Origin of the sequence: Nocardiopsis sp. L17-MgMaSL7 (assembly GCF_003182025.1) — a bacterium.
GTDB lineage: Bacteria > Actinomycetota > Actinomycetes > Streptosporangiales > Streptosporangiaceae > Nocardiopsis > Nocardiopsis prasina.
This window is the reverse complement of sequence record NZ_QGTF01000014.1, coordinates 115,606-132,293: the sequence shown is the minus strand read 5'-3', so window position 1 is coordinate 132,293 and position 16,688 is coordinate 115,606. Positions and strand designations below refer to the sequence as shown.

14 protein-coding genes are annotated in these 16,688 nt (G+C 71.8%); 2 read left to right on the top strand and 12 right to left on the bottom strand.

The window, feature by feature from the left end; translation table 11 throughout:
• The first annotated feature begins 146 nt into the window (after positions 1-146).
• Together BDW27_RS22475 and BDW27_RS22470 are read left to right on the top strand one after the other, a co-directional pair.
• Entirely contained in the window at positions 147-728 is a 582-nt protein-coding gene (locus BDW27_RS22475; RefSeq protein WP_110051540.1) for an XRE family transcriptional regulator, read from the top strand.
• A gap of 104 nt (positions 729-832) precedes the next feature.
• Entirely contained in the window at positions 833-1,726 is an 894-nt protein-coding gene (locus tag BDW27_RS22470) for a trans-aconitate 2-methyltransferase (protein WP_110051538.1), read from the top strand.
• Positions 1,727-1,755: 29 nt separating this feature from the next.
• Here BDW27_RS22470 and argH read toward each other — a convergent pair whose 3' ends face one another.
• The 12 genes from argH to pheS form a co-directional block, all read right to left on the bottom strand.
• Positions 1,756-3,174: an argininosuccinate lyase gene (gene argH, locus BDW27_RS22465; RefSeq protein ID WP_017546606.1), complete on the bottom strand. Its 1,419-nt coding sequence runs from the start codon at positions 3,172-3,174 to the stop codon at positions 1,756-1,758.
• 80 nt (positions 3,175-3,254) lie between these two features.
• Positions 3,255-3,788 carry an arginine repressor gene (locus tag BDW27_RS22460; RefSeq protein ID WP_017546605.1) on the bottom strand — a complete coding sequence of 178 codons (534 nt, stop codon included), beginning with the start codon at positions 3,786-3,788 and terminating at the stop codon, positions 3,255-3,257.
• Positions 3,785-4,732 carry an ornithine carbamoyltransferase gene (gene argF / locus BDW27_RS22455; protein ID WP_110051537.1) on the bottom strand — a complete coding sequence of 316 codons (948 nt, stop codon included), beginning with the start codon at positions 4,730-4,732 and terminating at the stop codon, positions 3,785-3,787. The genes BDW27_RS22460 and argF overlap by 4 nt, the downstream gene beginning before the upstream one ends.
• Complete coding sequence (locus BDW27_RS22450; RefSeq protein WP_017546603.1) at positions 4,729-5,937, bottom strand: acetylornithine transaminase; 1,209 nt, start codon at positions 5,935-5,937, stop codon at positions 4,729-4,731. Before BDW27_RS22450 ends, argF begins: the two co-directional genes overlap by 4 nt.
• Complete coding sequence (gene argB, locus BDW27_RS22445; protein ID WP_110051563.1) at positions 5,934-6,884, bottom strand: acetylglutamate kinase; 951 nt, start codon at positions 6,882-6,884, stop codon at positions 5,934-5,936. The genes BDW27_RS22450 and argB overlap by 4 nt, the downstream gene beginning before the upstream one ends.
• A gap of 38 nt (positions 6,885-6,922) precedes the next feature.
• Positions 6,923-7,729 carry a bifunctional ornithine acetyltransferase/N-acetylglutamate synthase gene (locus tag BDW27_RS22440; RefSeq protein WP_017546601.1) on the bottom strand — a complete coding sequence of 269 codons (807 nt, stop codon included), beginning with the start codon at positions 7,727-7,729 and terminating at the stop codon, positions 6,923-6,925.
• Between the two features lie 13 nt (positions 7,730-7,742).
• Entirely contained in the window at positions 7,743-8,771 is a 1,029-nt protein-coding gene (gene argC, locus BDW27_RS22435) for an N-acetyl-gamma-glutamyl-phosphate reductase (protein WP_110051535.1), read from the bottom strand.
• A gap of 138 nt (positions 8,772-8,909) precedes the next feature.
• The gene (locus BDW27_RS22430; protein ID WP_110051562.1) at positions 8,910-10,328 is read right to left on the bottom strand and encodes an FAD-binding oxidoreductase; all 1,419 of its coding nucleotides are present in this window, start codon (positions 10,326-10,328) and stop codon (positions 8,910-8,912) included.
• 195 nt (positions 10,329-10,523) lie between these two features.
• Positions 10,524-11,036 (bottom strand): MarR family winged helix-turn-helix transcriptional regulator, encoded by a 513-nt coding sequence (locus tag BDW27_RS22425; protein WP_199560741.1) that lies wholly within the window; start codon positions 11,034-11,036, stop codon positions 10,524-10,526.
• 210 nt (positions 11,037-11,246) lie between these two features.
• Positions 11,247-12,473: an aspartate aminotransferase family protein gene (locus BDW27_RS22420; protein WP_110051534.1), complete on the bottom strand. Its 1,227-nt coding sequence runs from the start codon at positions 12,471-12,473 to the stop codon at positions 11,247-11,249.
• A gap of 504 nt (positions 12,474-12,977) precedes the next feature.
• On the bottom strand, positions 12,978-15,467 hold the full coding sequence (gene pheT / locus BDW27_RS22415; protein WP_110051532.1) for a phenylalanine--tRNA ligase subunit beta: 2,490 nt from the start codon (positions 15,465-15,467) through the stop codon (positions 12,978-12,980).
• On the bottom strand, positions 15,467-16,585 hold the full coding sequence (gene pheS / locus BDW27_RS22410) for a phenylalanine--tRNA ligase subunit alpha (RefSeq protein ID WP_017546595.1): 1,119 nt from the start codon (positions 16,583-16,585) through the stop codon (positions 15,467-15,469). Before pheS ends, pheT begins: the two co-directional genes overlap by 1 nt.
• Positions 16,586-16,688 lie beyond the last annotated feature (103 nt).

Genomic DNA, 16,688 nt, shown 5'->3' with positions numbered 1-16,688 from the left:
TGGCGCGGGGGAATCGGAGATTGGATCCCTTCCGGCCACGGGCCCTCGGGGCGTCCGTGGCGCGGTGTGTACACGCATGTCAGGCGATGGTGCTGGAAGTCCGGACCTCAGTGCGGTTGTTGCCGCTGGGACATAGGGTTCTGCCCATGACGCAAGAGGACCGTGATCTGGACCGGCTGGTACGAGGACGCATCCGCGCGCTGCGGGTGGCGCAGGGTTGGTCCCTGGAGGAGTTGGCCACCCGGGCCCGGCTGAGCCAGTCGACCCTGAGCCGGATCGAGAACGGGCAGCGCAGGCTGGCCCTCGACAGCCTGGTCACGCTCGCCCGGGCACTGGACACCACCCTCGACCAGCTCGTGGAGAGCACCACTGACGACGTCGTCACCAGCCCGATGGTCGACGGCAACCACGGCACGCTGCGCTGGCCGGTGAGGGCGGACCCCGGCATGACCGTCATGCGCCAGAGACTGACCGATCCCCCGCCGGACCAGCCGTCGCGGATGCGGGCGCACCCCGGCCGGGAGTGGTTGGTCGTGCTGTCCGGCACCGCCGTGCTGCTGTTGGGAGAACGGCGCCTGCGGATCGAGACCAACCAGGCGGCCGAGTTCCCGACCATGCTTCCGCACGCGATCGGGGCCGAGGGCGGTCCGTGCGAGATCCTCGGCATCTTCGACCGGGACGCCCGCCGGGGACACCAACGGGGTGGCTCCGAGGGCTCCCCCGCGTGAGCGCCGAGGCGGGCGCTTGCGCGTCCGGCAGCCACCGCCGGCACATTCTTGCCTTTGGCGAAAGAAGTGCTGCCACGAGCGCAAGATGTGCTTAGCCTGGGCGCATGACGCACTCTCACACACACCACGGTCACCACTCTGAGCACCAGCACCACGACCACCAGGAGAACCACAGGCACGCGCCCGGATCCCACGCCCTGGCGCTGATCCTCGACCTCGACGCGCGGGTCATGGCACCGCAGACCGACCGCGTCATCGGTTGGCTGCCCGTCCGGGAGGAGCCGCGCGAGATCGTCGACTTCGGCTCCGGCACCGGGGCCGGGACCCTCCCGCTCCTGGACCGCTTTCCCGAGGCGCGCGTGATCGCCGTCGACTCCTCGGCCGAGCACCTGGACCGCCTGCGGGTGAAGGCCCGGGAAGCGGGGGTGGAGGACCGCGTGCGCACCGTCCTGGCCGACCTCGACCAGGCCGACTGGCCCGACCTCGGGACGCCGGACCTGGTGTGGGCCTCGGCGTCCCTGCACCACATGGCCGACCCCGACCTCGCCCTGCGCCGGGTCCGCGACCTGCTCGCACCCGACGGGCTCCTCGCCCTGGTGGAGCTGTCCGGCTTCCCGCGCTTCCTGCCCGAGGACGCCCCGGAGGAACGGCCCGGACTGGAGGAGGCCCTGCACGCGGTGAGCGACCGGTGGCACGCCGGACACCTGACGCACCGGGGCGCCGACTGGACGCGGAAGCTGACGGCCAACGGGTTCGTCATTGAGGGCGAACGCACCGTGACGGCGGAGGTCCAGGGCTCCGGGGACCCGGTGATCGGCGAGTACGCCCTCACCAGTCTCCGGCGCCTGCGGGAGAGCATGGCCGACAAGCTGGCCCCCGAGGACCTCGCGGCGCTCGACCGGCTGCTGGATACTGACGGCCCGGGTGCGATCACGCGCCGCGACGACCTGACGGTGCGTACCGTCCGCTCCGTCTGGGCCGCCCGCCGCTCGGACTGATCCGGGTCCGAGCGGCGGACGGTCGCGGGCTAGGCCACGAAGGCCTTGCGGTGCTCTTCGACGTCGGAGCGGAGCCGGCCGAGCTGTTCGGCGACCCGAACGGGGGCGGTGCCGCCCCGGCCCGCGCGGGAGGCCAGGGAGCCCGGGACGGTCAGGACCTCGCGCACGCCCGGGGTCAGGTGCTCGGAGATCTCGGCGAAGTCGGCGTCGGTGAGGTCGGGCAGGTCGATGCCGCGCTCCTCGCAGACCCGCACGCAGGTACCGGCGATCTCATGGGCATCACGGAAGGGGACGCGCTCGCGGACCAGCCATTCGGCGATGTCGGTGGCCAGGGAGAAGCCCTGCGGGGCCAGCTCGGCCATCCGGTCGGTGTGGAAGGTGAGCGTGGCGACCATTCCGGTCATGGCGGGCAGCAGCAGGTGCAGGCTGTCCACCGCGTCGAAGACCGGCTCCTTGTCCTCCTGGAGGTCCCGGTTGTAGGCGAGCGGGAGCCCCTTGAGGGTGGTGAGCAGGCCGGTGAGGTCACCGACCAGTCGGCCCGCCTTGCCCCGGGCGAGCTCGGCGACGTCGGGGTTCTTCTTCTGCGGCATGATAGACGAGCCGGTGGAGAAGGCGTCGTCCAGGGTGATGAAGGAGAACTCCTTCGTCGCCCACAGGATGATCTCCTCCGAGAGCCTGGACAGGTCCACGCCGATCATGGCGGTGACGAAGGCGAACTCGGCGACGACGTCGCGGGCCGCGGTGCCGTCGATGGAGTTCTCCGAGGAGGCCGGGAAGCCGAGTTCGTCGGCGACCGCCTCGGGGTCCAGTCCCAGGGAGGACCCGGCCAGGGCACCGGAGCCGTACGGGGAGACGGCGGCGCGGCGGTCCCAGTCGCGGAGTCGTTCGACGTCGCGGACCAGCGGCCAGGCGTGTGCCATCAGCTGGTGGGCGAGCAGCACGGGCTGCGCGTGCTGGAGGTGGGTCCGGCCCGGCATGGCGGCGTCCGGGTGGGCCCCGGCCTGGTCGGCGAGGGCGCGCACGAGGTCAAGGAGCTGGTCGGCGATGGACCGGGCCTCCTCACGCAGGTACATGCGGACCAGGGTGGCGATCTGGTCGTTGCGGGAGCGCCCGGCGCGCAGCCGTCCGCCGAGCTCGGGCCCGACCCGCTCGATGAACCCGCGCTCCAGCGCGGTGTGCACGTCCTCGTCCTCCAGCACGGGGGTGAAGTCCCCGGAGGCCACATCGGTCTCCAGCCGGTCCAGTCCCGCGATCATGCGGTCCAGCTCGTCGGCCGTGAGCAGCCCGGCGCGGTGCAGGGCGCGGGCGTGGGCGCGCGACCCGGCGATGTCGTGGCGTGCGAGGCGCCAGTCGAAGTGGGTGCTGAGAGAGAGGCGGGCCAGGGCCTGGTCCGGTCCCCCCTCGAAGCGGCCGCCCCACAGGCGCAGGGCCTCGGGCTGGTCGGCCATCGTGGTCTCCTTCGTGACGTTTCGGTTGGTGCGGGGACGGCGCCTGGGCCGTCCGAAGCCGGGTGGACGGCGCCGGGCCGTCAGGGTCTGCGGTCGGCCAACCGCAGCAGCGCCGCGGCGAGGTCCTCCCCGCCCTGGGGGTCCCGGGAGATCACCAGGATGGTGTCGTCTCCGGCGATGGTCCCCAGGATGGTGTGGAAGTCCGTGTGGTCGATGGCCGAGGCCAGGTACTGGGCGGCCCCAGGCGGGGTGCGCACGATGACCATGTTGGCGGAGGCCTCGGCCGAGACCAGCAGGTCCTCGGCCAGCCGGGTGAGGCGGGCCCCGGAGACCTGTTCGAGGCTGAGGGTGTCGGGGCGGGTGCGCTGGAGGCGTTCGCCGCCCTCCCCCGGGAGTACGTAGGCCAGGTGACCGTCGGCGGTACGGAGTTTGACCGCGCCCAGTTCGTCCAGGTCCCGGGAGAGCGTGGCCTGGGTGACCTGCACCCCGGCCTCGGAGAGGCGTTTGGCCAGTTCTCCCTGGGAGCGGACGTCCTCGCGGGTGAGGACGTCCGTGATGCGGGCGTGCCGGGCGGCCTTGGTCATCGGGACCGGTCCGCTGTGGTCGTGGCTCATCGCGTCTCGGGCTCGGGGTTGTCGCTGCTCTCCAGCAGGTAGGCGAGCAGGGCCTTCTGGACGTGGCGCCGGTTCTCGGCCTCGTCCCAGACCACGCTCTGGGGTCCGTCGATGACCCCGGCGGTGATCTCCTTGCCCCGGTAGGCGGGCAGGCAGTGCAGGACGATGGCCTCGGGGTGGGCGGCGGCCACCAGGTCCTCGTCCACGATGTAGGGGCGGAAGGGGGCCTCGCGGTCCTCCTTCTCGCTTTCCTGCCCCATGGACACCCAGGTGTCGGTGGCCACGACGTCGGCGCTCTCGGCGGCCTGGCGGGGGTCGGTGGTGACGGTGACCGACCCGCCGGTGCCCTCGGCGATCTCGCGGGCCCGGGTGAGCACGACCTCGTCCGGGTGGAACCCCTCGGGAGCGCCGATCCGCACGTGCATCCCGGCGGTGGCGCAGCCCAGCAGGTAGGAGTGGGACATGTTGTTGGCGCCGTCGCCGAGGTAGGCGAGGGTGAGACCGGCCAGCGTGCCCTTGAACTCGCGGACCGTCTGGAGGTCGGCGAGGATCTGGCAGGGGTGGAACTCGTCGGTGAGCGCGTTGATCACCGGGACGCCGATGTGCCGGGCGAGGTTCTCCACGTCGGCCTGGGCGAAGGTGCGCCAGGCGACGGCGGCGACCTGGCGCTCCAGGACGCGCGCGGTGTCCTCCAGGGGTTCGCCGCGCCCCATCTGGGTGCTTCCGGAGTCCAGGACCAGCGGGCTGCCGCCGAGGTCGGCGACGCCCACGGAGAAGGACAGCCGGGTCCGGGTCGAGGGCTTGTCGAAGAGCAGGGCTACGGTGCGGGGACCGGCCAGGGGGCTGTACGCGAAGCGGTCCCGCTTCATCTCGTCGGCGAGGTCGAGGACGCGGGTCTGCTCCTCGGGTGTGAGGTCGTCGTCACGCAGGAAGTGCCGGGTCATGACTGCTGCTCCTTCGTGGCGGCGGCCTCGGCGGCGTCGAGGATGGTGGGCAGGGCCTCGATGAACACCCCGATCTGTTCGGGGGTGATCACCAGGGGCGGGGCCAGGCGGATCGCGTCGGGGGCGACCGCGTTGACCAGGAACCCGCGGACCGCGGCCTGTTCCTGGACGTGTGCGGCGTGCGGTCCGGTGAACACGAGGGCGCGCCAGAGGCCGCTGCCGCGCTGTCCCGCCAGCAGGGGGTGGTCGACGCCCTCGATCTGCTCGGCGAGGAGGTCGCCCATCACCTTGGTGTGGGCGAGCAGCCCCTCGGCCTCGATGGTGTCGATGACGGCGAGCGCGGCGGCGCAGGCCACGGGGTTGCCGCCGAAGGTGGAGCCGTGGTCTCCCTTGTGGAAGGCGTCGGCGAAGCGGCCGAAGCCGACGCAGGCGCCGATGGGCAGCCCGCCGCCCAGGCCCTTGGCGAGGGTGAGCACGTCAGGGCGCACGCCCTCCTCCTGGTGGGCGAACCACTGGCCCGTGCGGCCGATGCCGCTCTGGATCTCGTCCAGGACGAAGGCGGCGCCGGTGCGGTCGCACAGGGCGCGGACCCCGGCGAGGTAGCCCTCGGGCGCGGGGACCACGCCCGCCTCCCCCTGGGTGGGCTCGACGAACACGGCCACGCAGTTCTCGTCGACCGCCTCGGTGAGGGCGTCGATGTCGCCGTGGGGCACGAAGCGCACGTCCATGCCGAAGGGGCCGAAGGGCTCGCGGATGGAGTCCTTGCCGGTCAGGGCGAGGGCCCCGGCGGAGCGGCCGTGGAAACCCTTGGCGGCGGCCACGAAGTAGTGGCGGCCCGATCCGGCGGCGCGCTTGACCAGCTTGAGGGCGGCCTCGTTGGCCTCGGTGCCGGAGTTGGCGAAGAAGACCTTGGCGTCGCCGCCGACCAGCTCCACGAGGCGCTCGGCCAGCTGGACCTCGCGCTCGTGCACGAAGAGGTTGCTGGTGTGGGCGAGGGTGGCCGCCTGGTGGGCGACCGCCTTGACCAGGGCGGGGTGTCCGTGTCCGAGGCTGGAGACGGCGATACCCGCGATGAGGTCGAGGTACTGGCGTCCGTCGGCGTCGTAGACCTCGCAGCCGCGCCCGAGGGACAGGGCCACCGGCGGCACGCCGTAGTTGGGCATGAGCGAGGCGGCGAAGCGCTCCCTCAGGTCGCTGCTGGTCACTTGTGGGCTCCCGGGTTCTGATCGGTGGTGTACGTGGGGCGCCAGGGGCGCGGGTAGTGGCCGTTTCCGGAGAGGAGTTCGGCCTCCAGCTCCTCGTCGGCGACCATCGTGCCCACTCCGAGGTCGGTGAAGACCTCGAGGAGCAGGGAGTGCGGCACGCGGCCGTCGATGATGTGGGCCTGGGGCACGCCGCCCTCGACCGCCTTCAGGCAGGCCTCCATCTTGGGGAGCATCCCCGAGGAGAGGGAGGGCAGGATGGCGCGCAGCTCGTCCACGTTGAGGCGCCGGATGAGGTCGGTGTTGGCCGGGTAGTCGGCGAACAGGCCCTCGACGTCGGTGAGCATGATGAGCTTGCTCGCGCCCAGGGCGACGGCGAGAGCGGAGGCGGCGATGTCGGCGTTGACGTTGTAGACGCCGCCGTCGTCGGCGCGGGCGACGCTGGAGACGACGGGGATGCGGCCGTCCGCGATGAGAGCGGAGACGGCGCCGGGGTTGACCTCGGTGACCTCGCCGACCCGGCCGATGTCGACGGTCGCACCGTCCACCTCCACGCTCTTGCGCTCGGCGTAGAGGAGGTTGGCGTCCTCGCCGGACATACCGACCGCGAACGGGCCGTGCTGGTTGATCAGCCCGACGATCTCGCGGTTGACCTGTCCGGTGAGGACCATGCGGACGATGTCCATGGCCTCGTCGGTGGTCACCCGAAGCCCGGCGGTGAAGCTGGACTCCACACCGGAGCGGTCGAGCATGGCGCTGATCTGGGGTCCGCCGCCGTGGACGACGACGGGGCGCAGGCCCGCGTAGTAGAGGAAGACGATGGACTCCGCGAAGCGGACCCGCAGCTCCTCGCTGATCATGGCGTTGCCGCCGTACTTGACCACGACCGTGCGGCCGTGGAAGCGGGAGAGCCAGGGCAGTGCCTCGATGAGGTGCGCCGCCTTGTCCATGGCCTGGGCCTGGTCCTGGGTGGTGTGTGTCGCGGAGTTCACTGGTGGGCCTGCCTGTCCTCGGGGGCGCCGGGTTCGGCGGTGACGGATGCGGGTGCGTCCGCCGCGATCTGGGCGGCGAGTTCCTCGCAGACCCCGGTGAGCAGGAGGGCGATCTCCGACTCGTCGGGGGTGGCCGGGGCGGCGCCGCTGGCGAGCAACAGGACGGTGTCGTTGGTGCCGGTCAGCGGGGCGAGGGCCGAGGCGGCCGCGTCAGCGACCAGGCGCTGGCACTGTTCGGGGCTGAGGGCGGCGTCGGTGGTCAGGACGCACAGCGCCGAGCCGACGGAGGCGTCGGGCCCCTTGGCCATGCCGCCGACGGTGACTCCCCCGCCGCGCCGGAAGGCGAACTTGGCCACGGTGTCGTCGGTGCGGATGGCGTCGGCGGCGGAGAGGCCGCCGCCCCGGGCCGCCTGGGCGAGCGCGTCCGTCACTGCGGTGTTGAGGGGGGCTGCCGGCGGGACGGCCCCGATCTCACCGGCGGAGCAGAGCGCGATCTCGGCCGCGGAGTCGGCCAGCAGGCCGGCGGTGTGCTCGGCCTCGGCGTGGGCGGTCTGGAAACCGAGCGGACCGGTGGCGGCGTTGGCGCTGCCCGCGTTGAGGACGACCGCGCGGACGCGGCCGCCCGAGACGACCTGCCTGGTCCACAGGACGGGTGCGGCGGGCTCGGGGTGGTCGGTGAAGACGGCCCCGGCCGCGCGTGAGGGACCGTCGTTGACGACGACGGCGACGTCTCGGGCGTGTTCCCCGCCCGAGCCGGCGGTGACACCGGCGGCGCGGAACCCCTGGGGTGCGGTGACGCTCATGTCGGCCCCTTCCCTAGGGCGCGACCGCGGCGAGCGGGAGGCCGGTGGTCTCGGGCAGGCCCAGGGCGAGGTTCGTGCTCTGGACCGCTCCGCCGGCGGTGCCCTTGGTGAGGTTGTCCAGGGCGGCGACGGCGACCATACGACCCGCGTCGGGGTCCACGGTGACCTGCACGAGCGTGGTGTTGGCGGCGAGGGTCATGGCGGTGTTGGGCCAGGTGCCCTCGGGGAGCAGGTGGACGAAGGGCTCGTCGGCGTAGGTGGTCTCGTAGGCGGCGCGGACCTGGTCGGCGGTGACCCCGGGCTTGAGGGGCGCGGTGCAGGTGGCGAGGATGCCTCGGGGCAGGGGGGCCAGGACCGGGGTGAAGGAGAGCCGGACCGGTTCGCCGCTGACCGAGGTGAGGTTCTGGATGATCTCCGGGTTGTGCCGGTGGGCGCCGCCGACCCCGTAGGGGCTCAGGGCTCCCATGATCTCGCTGCTGACCAGGTTGGGCTTGGGTGCCTTGCCCGCGCCGGAGGTGCCGGTGACGGCGACGACGGTGAGGTCGGTCTCGACGAGCTGTTGGGCCAGGCTGGGGAAGAGGCCGAGGGTGGCGACCGTGACGTGGCAGCCGGGGACGGCGATCCGGCGGGCGCCGATGAGGCGGTCGCGCTGTCCGGGCAGCTCGGGAAGGCCGTAGGGCCAGGTCCCCGCGTGGGGGGTGCCGTAGAAGCGTTCCCAGGCGGCGGCGTCGTCGAGTCGGAAGTCGGCCCCGCAGTCAACGACGAGGACGTCGTCGCCGAGCTGTTGGGCGATGTCGGCGGACTGGCCGTGCGGAAGGGCGAGGAAGACGACGTCGTGGCCGCGCAGTTCCTCGACGGTGGTGGGCACGAGTGTGCGATCGGCGAGCGGCAGCAGGTGGGGCTGGTGCTGGATCAGGGGGGTCCCGGCGTTGCTGCCCGCGGTGAGGGCGCCGATCTCGATGTCGGGGTGTCCCAGGAGCAGACGCAGCAGCTCGCCTCCGGCGTAGCCGCTGGCTCCGGCGATGGCCGCTGTGTATCCCATGGTGAGACCCTCTCTTCTCGCTTGGACTGAACCATCATGCATGCCAGTGTAATTTTATGCAACTGGTGACGGTCGAAGCGGGGGGTGTATCAGGAGGGTGGGGTGGACACCGCGGGGCGCGACCGGAGGGGGCTCGGGTCAGTTGCCGGGCATGCGGGTGGCCAGATCGGCCAGGCGGGAGGTGTGGCCCCCCTCGGTCCGGGACTCGCGGCGGTCCGCGGTGCGGTACAGCCCGCGCACGACCTGGGTTCCCATCCAGCGCAGGGGCTCGGGCTCCCAGCCGCGCACCTCGTGACCGACCCACGGCAGGCGGGTGAGGTCGGTGCTGCGCCCCAGGACCAGGTCGCGCAGGGTGCGCCCGGCGAGGTTGCTCGTGGAGACCCCGCTGCTGGAGTAGCCGCCCGCCCAGCCCAGTCCGGACTCGGCGTCCAGGTTCACCGTCGGCGACCAGTCCCGGGGCACACCGAGCACACCGGACCAGGCGTGCTCGATCGGGGCGTCCGCGACGTCGGGGAACATGCCGGTCAGCGACCGCCACAGCTCCGCGATGGCCTGCGGGGCCGTCGCGCCCTCGTTGTCCTCCGAAGCGCCGAGGCGGTGGGGCGCGCCCCGGCCGCCGATGGCGATGCGGTCGTCGGCGGTGCGCTGGGCGTAGACGTAGGAGTGGGCGGAGTCGCGCAGGAGCTCACGGCCCTCCCAACCGATGCGTTCCCACAGGTCGGCGGGGATCGGCTCGGTGACGATCATCGAGGAGTACATGGGGCGCCACCGGCGGCGCTGCCCGCGCAGGGTGGAGGTGAAGCCCTCGGTGGCCCGCAGTACGTGGTCGGCGCGGACGGTGCCGTGCTCGGTGACCACGGACGGGCGCTCGGAGCCCTGCCGGGGTCGGATCTCCGTCACCGGGGTGTCCTCGAAGATCTCCACGCCCAGGGCCTCGACCGCTCGGGCCAGGCCGGTGACCAGTCTGGCCGGTTGGACGCGGGCGGCGTGCGGCGAGTAGGCCGCCGCGACGGCGCCCTCGACCGCGATCGGGGGCGCGTGGTCCGGATCCACCATGTGGATGTCGTCCGGCCAGTACCCCCAGTCCTGAAGGTAGTCGATGTGGGCCTGGAGGCGTTCGCGCTGGGCGGCGTTGCTGGCTACCACGCGCATGCCGCCCTTGACGACGTCCGCCTCGATCCCCTCGGCCTCGGCGACCGAGACGACCTCGTCCACGGTGTTCATCAGCGCGCGCTGGAGGGCGATCATGGCGGGCTTGCCATGTGACCGTGCGTAGTCCTCCTGGGATCCGGAGAACTCGGCGGACAGCCACCCTCCGTTACGCCCCGAGGCCCCGAACCCGGCGAACTCCCGCTCGACGACGCAGACGCGCAGGTCGGGCTGGTCCTTCTTGAGGTAGTAGGCGGCCCACAGGCCCGTGTAACCGGCTCCGACCACGCAGACGTCGTAGTCGGCGTCTCCGGGGAGCGGGGCTCTGCGCTCCGGCAGACCGTCCTCGCGGAACCAGAAGGAGACACCGCCGTTGGCGAAGCGAGAGGACCGGGGAATGGGCCTCATCTGGGCAGCAGTGGTGAACAGCCTCATCATTCCCCCCGGAACCTCAGTGCTCCCGACCCACCCCGCGTTGGGCCCCCGAACTCTGGCCAACCTACATGGGAACGAACGCGGATGGGATGTTTTCTGCACATTCACGTGGATCGCCACGCCACTGAGTGGGAATTCGACTACGCAGAGTCCTCATTCGGGCTCGCGTCAGCCGCGGGCACTGTCACGGAGCGTACGCGCGATGGCGGCGAGTTGTCGAACCCCCGCCTCGCCGAGCGGTGCGAGCACGTGCTCCCTGAGGCGTTCGACGTGCCTCACCCGCGCGGCGACGATGAACTCCAACCCCTCCTCGGTGAGGGTGGCGTAGACGACCCGGCGGTCGCTCGCACAGTTGTGTCGTTCCAGGTAGCCCTCCTTCTCCAGGCGGTCGGCCAGCTTGGTGAAGCCACCCGTGCTGAGGCTGACCTCGCGCGCCAGGCGGCTCATCGGCAGCTGGTGCCCCGGGGTGCGCTGAAGGCGGATGAGGACCTCGAACCACGGCCCGGCCATGTCCTTGCCGTCCGGAGTGATCCCGTGCAGGAGGCGCGGCTGGATCGCGTTCATCGCCTCGTGCACCAGCCCCCAGGCCGTGATCAGATCGTCGTCGCTGGACCCGGACTCCCGCGGCTCGACGGTGTCCGCACCGTCCCGCTCTTCCGTGGTGTCGCCCTGTGCCGTCATGGACCGCTCCCTGCCGTGTGCACGGGGGGCCTCGTCCATACGCACCCCCGAAGAAGTATCTTCCCAGTAAATATTACTGCACGATACCAGTACCTGACAGAGGTTTCCTGGGAAAATAATCAACCCACCGGCGTCCCGCACCGGTGGGTTCCTCGGGTCCTGCTGTGGGTCCTTCTTCCGGGGAGCCCGGAATGACCGGGCTCCCCCTCGTCAGTGTCGGGCCATGACGGCGTCCAGGGCCGCCGACAGGGTGGACGTCAGGTGCTCCACCTGCTCCCAGGTGATGACCAGGGGCGGCGAGACCAGCAGCGCCTTCGGGACCGGACGGACGATGACGCCCCGCGTACGGGCCTCGGCGAAGACCTCCGCCGTGGTGATCCCGCGCTCGGTGAGGGCCTCCTCCGTGAGCTCCACCGCCCCCATCACCCCCATCCCGGAACGGACCTCGGCCACCAGCGGGTGGTCGGCCAGCCCGCGCAGCGCGGAGTCCAGGTGGGTCTCCACCTCGCGGGAGACCGTGAACAGGTCCTCGCGCTCCAGGATGTCGAGGTTGGCCATGGCCGCCGCGCAGGCCGACGGGTGCCCGGCGTAGGTGGTTCCGTGCAGGAACGGGTTGCCCTCCTCGTTCCAGAAGGGATCGGCCACGCGACCGTTGACCACGACCCCGCCCAGCGGCAGGTATCCGCTGGAGACGCCCTTGGCGAAGACGATCATGTCCGGGCTGACCCCGAACCGCTCGATCCCGAACCAGTTCCCCATACGCGCGAAGCCGCAGATCACGCTGTCCACGACGAAGAGGACACCGTACTTGCGACAGATCCGCGCCACGTCGGCGAAGTAGTTCTCCGGAGGCAGGAAGACCCCGCCCGCCCCGATCACCGGCTCGGCGAAGAAGGCGGCCACCCGGTCCGCCCCCACCCGCAGGATCTCGGCCTCCAGAGCGGCGGCGGAGTCGTGCGGGACCACCGAGGTGTCCTCGACGAGCTTCCCGTAGCCGGAACGGAAACGCTCCATGCCGATGATGCTCGTACCGAAACCGTTGAGGCCGTGGTAGCCCCCGGTCCGGCTGATCAGGTGCTGCCGCTCCGGCTGGCCCTGCGTGGTCCAGTAGGCCCGTGCCAGCTTGGCGGCGGTGTCGATCGACTCCCCTCCCCCGCAGGTGAGGATGATGCGCGGGTCATCGACAGGGGCGTGGGCGGCGAGGCGCTCACTCAGCTCCATCGCGGGTACGTTGGCGAAGTCCCCGTAGACGGTGTAGGCGTCCAGGGTGCTCATCTGTCGGTGGACCGCGTCCGCGATCTCAGCGCGACCGTGACCGACGTTGGAGTACCAGAGACTGGCGGTGCCGTCGAGGTAGCGGTCACCGAACCGGTCCCAGAGCCACACGCCCTCGGCGCGGGCCACGACGAACTCCGGGCCCTTGGCCACGGTGTTCATATCACAGAAGGTATGCCAGAGGCGGCTGGGCTCCCGGTGTTCCTTGGGAGCGAGCGCGGACGAGACAACCGTTTCGGTCATATGGCGACCTCCGAGCCGTGACATGCGCGAGAACGCGCAGCGGAAAACGGATCTGACCCCTTCCTGGGCGCCCAGGTCGTGGCAGGTACTCGCAGGCTAAGTTCTCAAGCCGCTCCACAGCAAGAGCCAAAACGAGCTTTCATGCCCCGAAACCCAAACTTCATTCCAGCTACCCCCGGCGCCTCGCACTAAAACCCTTACTACGCTGGAAAGACGTGGCCGCAATTTCCTTGAAATCCAAACCCTGCGACCGAACGTTTCGCAGCGGGCGGCGGACTCGGGGCATTCCTTCTCCACGGTGTCCGGACCCGCTCCCCCTGTCGTAACACAGAAGGGCGGGGCGGGTCCTCCTCCTGAGGGAGTACCCGACCCGCCCTTCCCCCGCGACCCCGTGTCGCCCGTCCGGGCCGGAGCCGACCGGGATCAGCCGCGTAGGACCGCGCCGGTGCGCTCGGTGGCCAGGGCGACGGCGGCGTCACGCGCGGCCCCCGCCTCCTCGGCCGTCAGCGTCCGGTCCTCGGCCCGGAACCGCAGCGCGAAGGCCACGGACCGGCGGCCCTCGCCGACCTGCTCACCGGTGTAGACGTCGAACAACCGCACGCTCTCCAGAAGGGGGCCCGCCCCCTCGGCCAGCGCCTCGCTGATCCGGCCGACCGGCACCGAGGCGTCGACGACCAGGGCCACGTCCTGGGTGGCCACCGGGTAGGTCGACACCGTCGGCGCGGGCGAGTCCGTGCGGGCCCGCTCGACACCGTCGAGGTCGATCTCCGTCGCGGAGGTGCGCTCCGGCAGGCCGAACGCCTGGACGACCCTCGGGTGCAGTTCACCGGCGTGGCCGACGAGCACGCGCTCGCCCTCGACCCGCACGTACAGGGCGGCGCAGCGACCGGGGTGCCACGGCGCGCGGGCGTCGGCCTCGATCTCCAGGTCGACCCCGGCGACGCGCGCGACGTCCCGGGCGGCCTGGATCGCGTCGGCCCAGGTGGCCGCGCGGCCCTCGCCCCACCAGCCCGCGCGCTCGGCGTCGCCGGTGATGACCACGCCCACGCGGCGCGGCTGCTCGGGCAGGGCCGCGTCGACGAGCGCGAGCTCCTCGGCGCTGGGACCGCGGTCCACCGGCAGGATCGGGGCGCGGGTGGCGCCGGGAACCGGCAGGTACACCAGGCCCGTCTCGAACAGGGCCACGTCCGTGAGGCCCCGTCCCACGTTGCGGGCCAGCGCCTTGAACAGCCCCGGCAGGAGGGTGGTCCGCAGCAACGGCTCCTCCTCGCTGAGCGGGTTGGCCAGGCGCAGGCTGGCGCGGCGCGGGTCGTCGGCGGCCAACTGGAGGCCGTCGAGGTCGCGCTCGGCGGTGAACGGGTAGGACAGCACCTCGTTGTAGCCGGTGTCGGCGAGGATGCGGCCGACCGCCCGGCGCAGGCGCTGGCTGGAGGTCAGACCACGTCCCGAGCCGCTGGGCCGGATCGAGGGGATGTTCTCGTACCCCTCGAAGCGGATGATCTCCTCGGCGAGGTCGTTGGGGTCGGTGATGTCGGGTCGCCAGGTGGGCGGGGTGACCCGCAGCAGGTCCCCGTCCGTCTCGACAGCGCAGCCCACGGCGCGCAGCCACCGCTCACTGGTGCCCTCGGGGTAGTCGACCCCGGCCACACCCGACGCGTGGGACGCCCGGATGACGATGGGCTCACGCGGGGCGGACTCGTCGACGACCGTGTAGGCGGTCTCGACCGTGGCACCGCCGAGCTCGGCCAGCAGCTCCACGGCGCGGGTGGCGGCGGCGAGCTGACCTGCGGCGTCGATCCCGCGCTCGAAGCGGCGGGAGGCCTCCGAGGAGAGCTGGTGCCGCCGGGAGGCGCGGGCGACGCTCATGGCGTCGAAGTGAGCGGCCTCGACCAGGACGCTTGTGGAGGCCAGGCCGATCTCGGTGTCGAGCCCGCCCATCACACCGGCGACGGCCTGGGCGCCCGAGTCGTCGGCGATGACGATGTCGTCGGAGTCGAGGGAGCGCTGGACGTGGTCCAGGGTCTCCAGCTTCTCCCCCGCCGCGGCCTGGCGGACCCGGATCGCGCCGTTGACACGGTCACGGTCCCAGGCGTGCAGCGGCTGGCCGAGTTCGAGCATCACGTAGTTGGTGACGTCCACGGCCAGGGAGACGGGGCGGACCCCGCTCTGGTGCAGGCGGCGCTTCATCCACAGCGGGGTGGGTGCCTGCGGGTCGAAGCCGGTGGCGCCGCGCAGCACGAGGCGGTCGCAGCGCGCGGGGTCCTCGACCGAACCCGGGTGGCCGGGGCCCGTGGCCCCGACGACGGTGACGTCGGCGGGATCGTGGAGGGCGACCCCGTACAGAGCGGCGACGTCACGGGCCACGCCGCGCAGGGACAGCGCGTACCCGCGGTCCGGGGTGACGGCGATGTCGAGGACGTCCTCGCGCAGGCCGAGCGCGGCGATGGCGTCGGCGCCGATCTCGGCGAAGCCCTCGGGCAGCACGACGATGCCCTCGTGGTCCTCCCACAGGCCGAGTTCGGTCGCCGAGCAGATCATGCCCGCCGACATCTTCCCGTAGGTCTTGCGGGCACCGATCCGGAAGCCGCCGGGCAGTTCCGCTCCGGGCAGGGACACCACGACGAGGTCGCCCTCGGAGAAGTTGCGGGCGCCGCAGACGATCTCCTGCGGCTCGCCGGTGCCGTTGGCCGATCCGACGTCCACCCTGCAGTAGCGGATGGGCTTCTTGAAGCCGGTGAGCTCCTCGATCTCCAGCACGCGGCCGAAGACGACGGGGCCGGTCAGGTCGGAGCCGAGCTCGTCGACGGTCTCGACCTCCAGCCCGGCCAGCGTCAGCTGGGAGGCGAGGTCACGGGCGGAGACGTCGGCCGGAAGCTCGACGTACTCACGCAGCCAGGTCAGGGGGACGCGCATCAGTTCTCACTCCCGAAGGCCGAGGTGAAGCGGATGTCGCCCTCGACCATGTCGTGCATGTCGCGCACACCGTGCGCGAACATCAGTGTCCGTTCGATTCCCAGGCCGAAGGCCCAGCCGCTGTAGACCTCGGGGTCCACCCCGGCGGCGGTGAGCACGCGCGGGTTGACCACGCCGCAGCCGCCGATCTCGATCCAGCCCTCGCTGGAGCAGGTGCGGCAGGGCCGGTCGGGGTCGCCCACGGAGGCGCCCCGGCAGACGAAGCACTCGATGTCCACCTCGGCGGAGGGCTCGGTGAAGGGGAAGTAGGACGCGCGGAACCGGGTCCGAAGGCCCTCACCGAAGACGGACTCCACGAACGCGTCGATGGCGCCGCGCAGGTGCGCCAGGGTGATCCCCTTGTCGACGACCAGGCCCTCCAGCTGGTGGAAGACCGGGCTGTGCGTGGCGTCCAGCTCGTCGGTGCGGAAGGTCTTGCCGGGCGCGACCACGTACACGGGCAGCTCCCGCGAGAGCAGCGCGCGGATCTGGACCGGGGAGGTGTGGGTGCGCATGACCAGGCCCGACTCGCCGCCGTCGGGACCCTCGACGAAGAAGGTGTCCTGCATGCTCCGGGCCGGGTGGTCGGGCTGGAAGTTGAGGGCGTCGAAGTTGAACCACTCCGCCTCGACCTCGGGGCCCTCCGCGACCTCGAAGCCCATGCCGACGAAGACGTCGGTCATGCGCTCGGCCACGGTGGTCAGAGGGTGACGGGCCCCACGGGGCGTGCGGTCCCAGGGCAGGGTGACGTCGACGCGCTCCTCGACGAGGACGCGCTCGTCGCGCTCGGTCTCCAACACCGCCTGACGGGCCTTGAGGGCCTGCCCGACATCGCGTCGGGCGCCGCCGACACGCTTGCCCGCATCGGCCTTGGCGGCCGGGGGAAGGGCGCCGATCTCCCGGTTGGCCAGGGCCAGCGGGGAGCGGTCGGAGGCGTGCGCGAGCCGGACCTCCTTGAGTTCGGCGAGGTCGGCGGCGGCCTCGATGGCGGCCAGCGCCTCCTCGCGCATGCGGGCGACCTCGTCGGGGTGCAGGGAGGTCACCTCGACCGGGTCGAAGGAATTGTTCGGTGCAGACATGGTTGGTTGCCTCGCCGTCACCGGTCCTCCACGGAAGCGGGGACCGGCGCGGCAGTCACGGTCCGCACGGGGGCGGACGAAGCCGACAGGAAAAGCACAGGCG

Coding starts and splice junctions, on each gene's coding strand:
- argF (WP_110051537.1), bottom strand. CDS start 4,732: ATGACCCGGCACTTCCTGCGTGACGACGACCTCACACCCGAGGAGCAG.
- BDW27_RS22420 (WP_110051534.1), bottom strand. CDS start 12,473: ATGAACACCGTGGCCAAGGGCCCGGAGTTCGTCGTGGCCCGCGCCGAG.
- pheS (WP_017546595.1), bottom strand. CDS start 16,585: ATGTCTGCACCGAACAATTCCTTCGACCCGGTCGAGGTGACCTCCCTG.
- argH (WP_017546606.1), bottom strand. CDS start 3,174: ATGGCCGACCAGCCCGAGGCCCTGCGCCTGTGGGGCGGCCGCTTCGAG.
- BDW27_RS22430 (WP_110051562.1), bottom strand. CDS start 10,328: ATGAGGCCCATTCCCCGGTCCTCTCGCTTCGCCAACGGCGGTGTCTCC.
- BDW27_RS22440 (WP_017546601.1), bottom strand. CDS start 7,729: ATGAGCGTCACCGCACCCCAGGGGTTCCGCGCCGCCGGTGTCACCGCC.
- BDW27_RS22470 (WP_110051538.1), top strand. CDS start 833: ATGACGCACTCTCACACACACCACGGTCACCACTCTGAGCACCAGCAC.
- argC (WP_110051535.1), bottom strand. CDS start 8,771: ATGGGATACACAGCGGCCATCGCCGGAGCCAGCGGCTACGCCGGAGGC.
- pheT (WP_110051532.1), bottom strand. CDS start 15,467: ATGCGCGTCCCCCTGACCTGGCTGCGTGAGTACGTCGAGCTTCCGGCC.
- BDW27_RS22475 (WP_110051540.1), top strand. CDS start 147: ATGACGCAAGAGGACCGTGATCTGGACCGGCTGGTACGAGGACGCATC.
- BDW27_RS22425 (WP_199560741.1), bottom strand. CDS start 11,036: ATGACGGCACAGGGCGACACCACGGAAGAGCGGGACGGTGCGGACACC.
- argB (WP_110051563.1), bottom strand. CDS start 6,884: ATGGACAAGGCGGCGCACCTCATCGAGGCACTGCCCTGGCTCTCCCGC.
- BDW27_RS22460 (WP_017546605.1), bottom strand. CDS start 3,788: ATGAGCCACGACCACAGCGGACCGGTCCCGATGACCAAGGCCGCCCGG.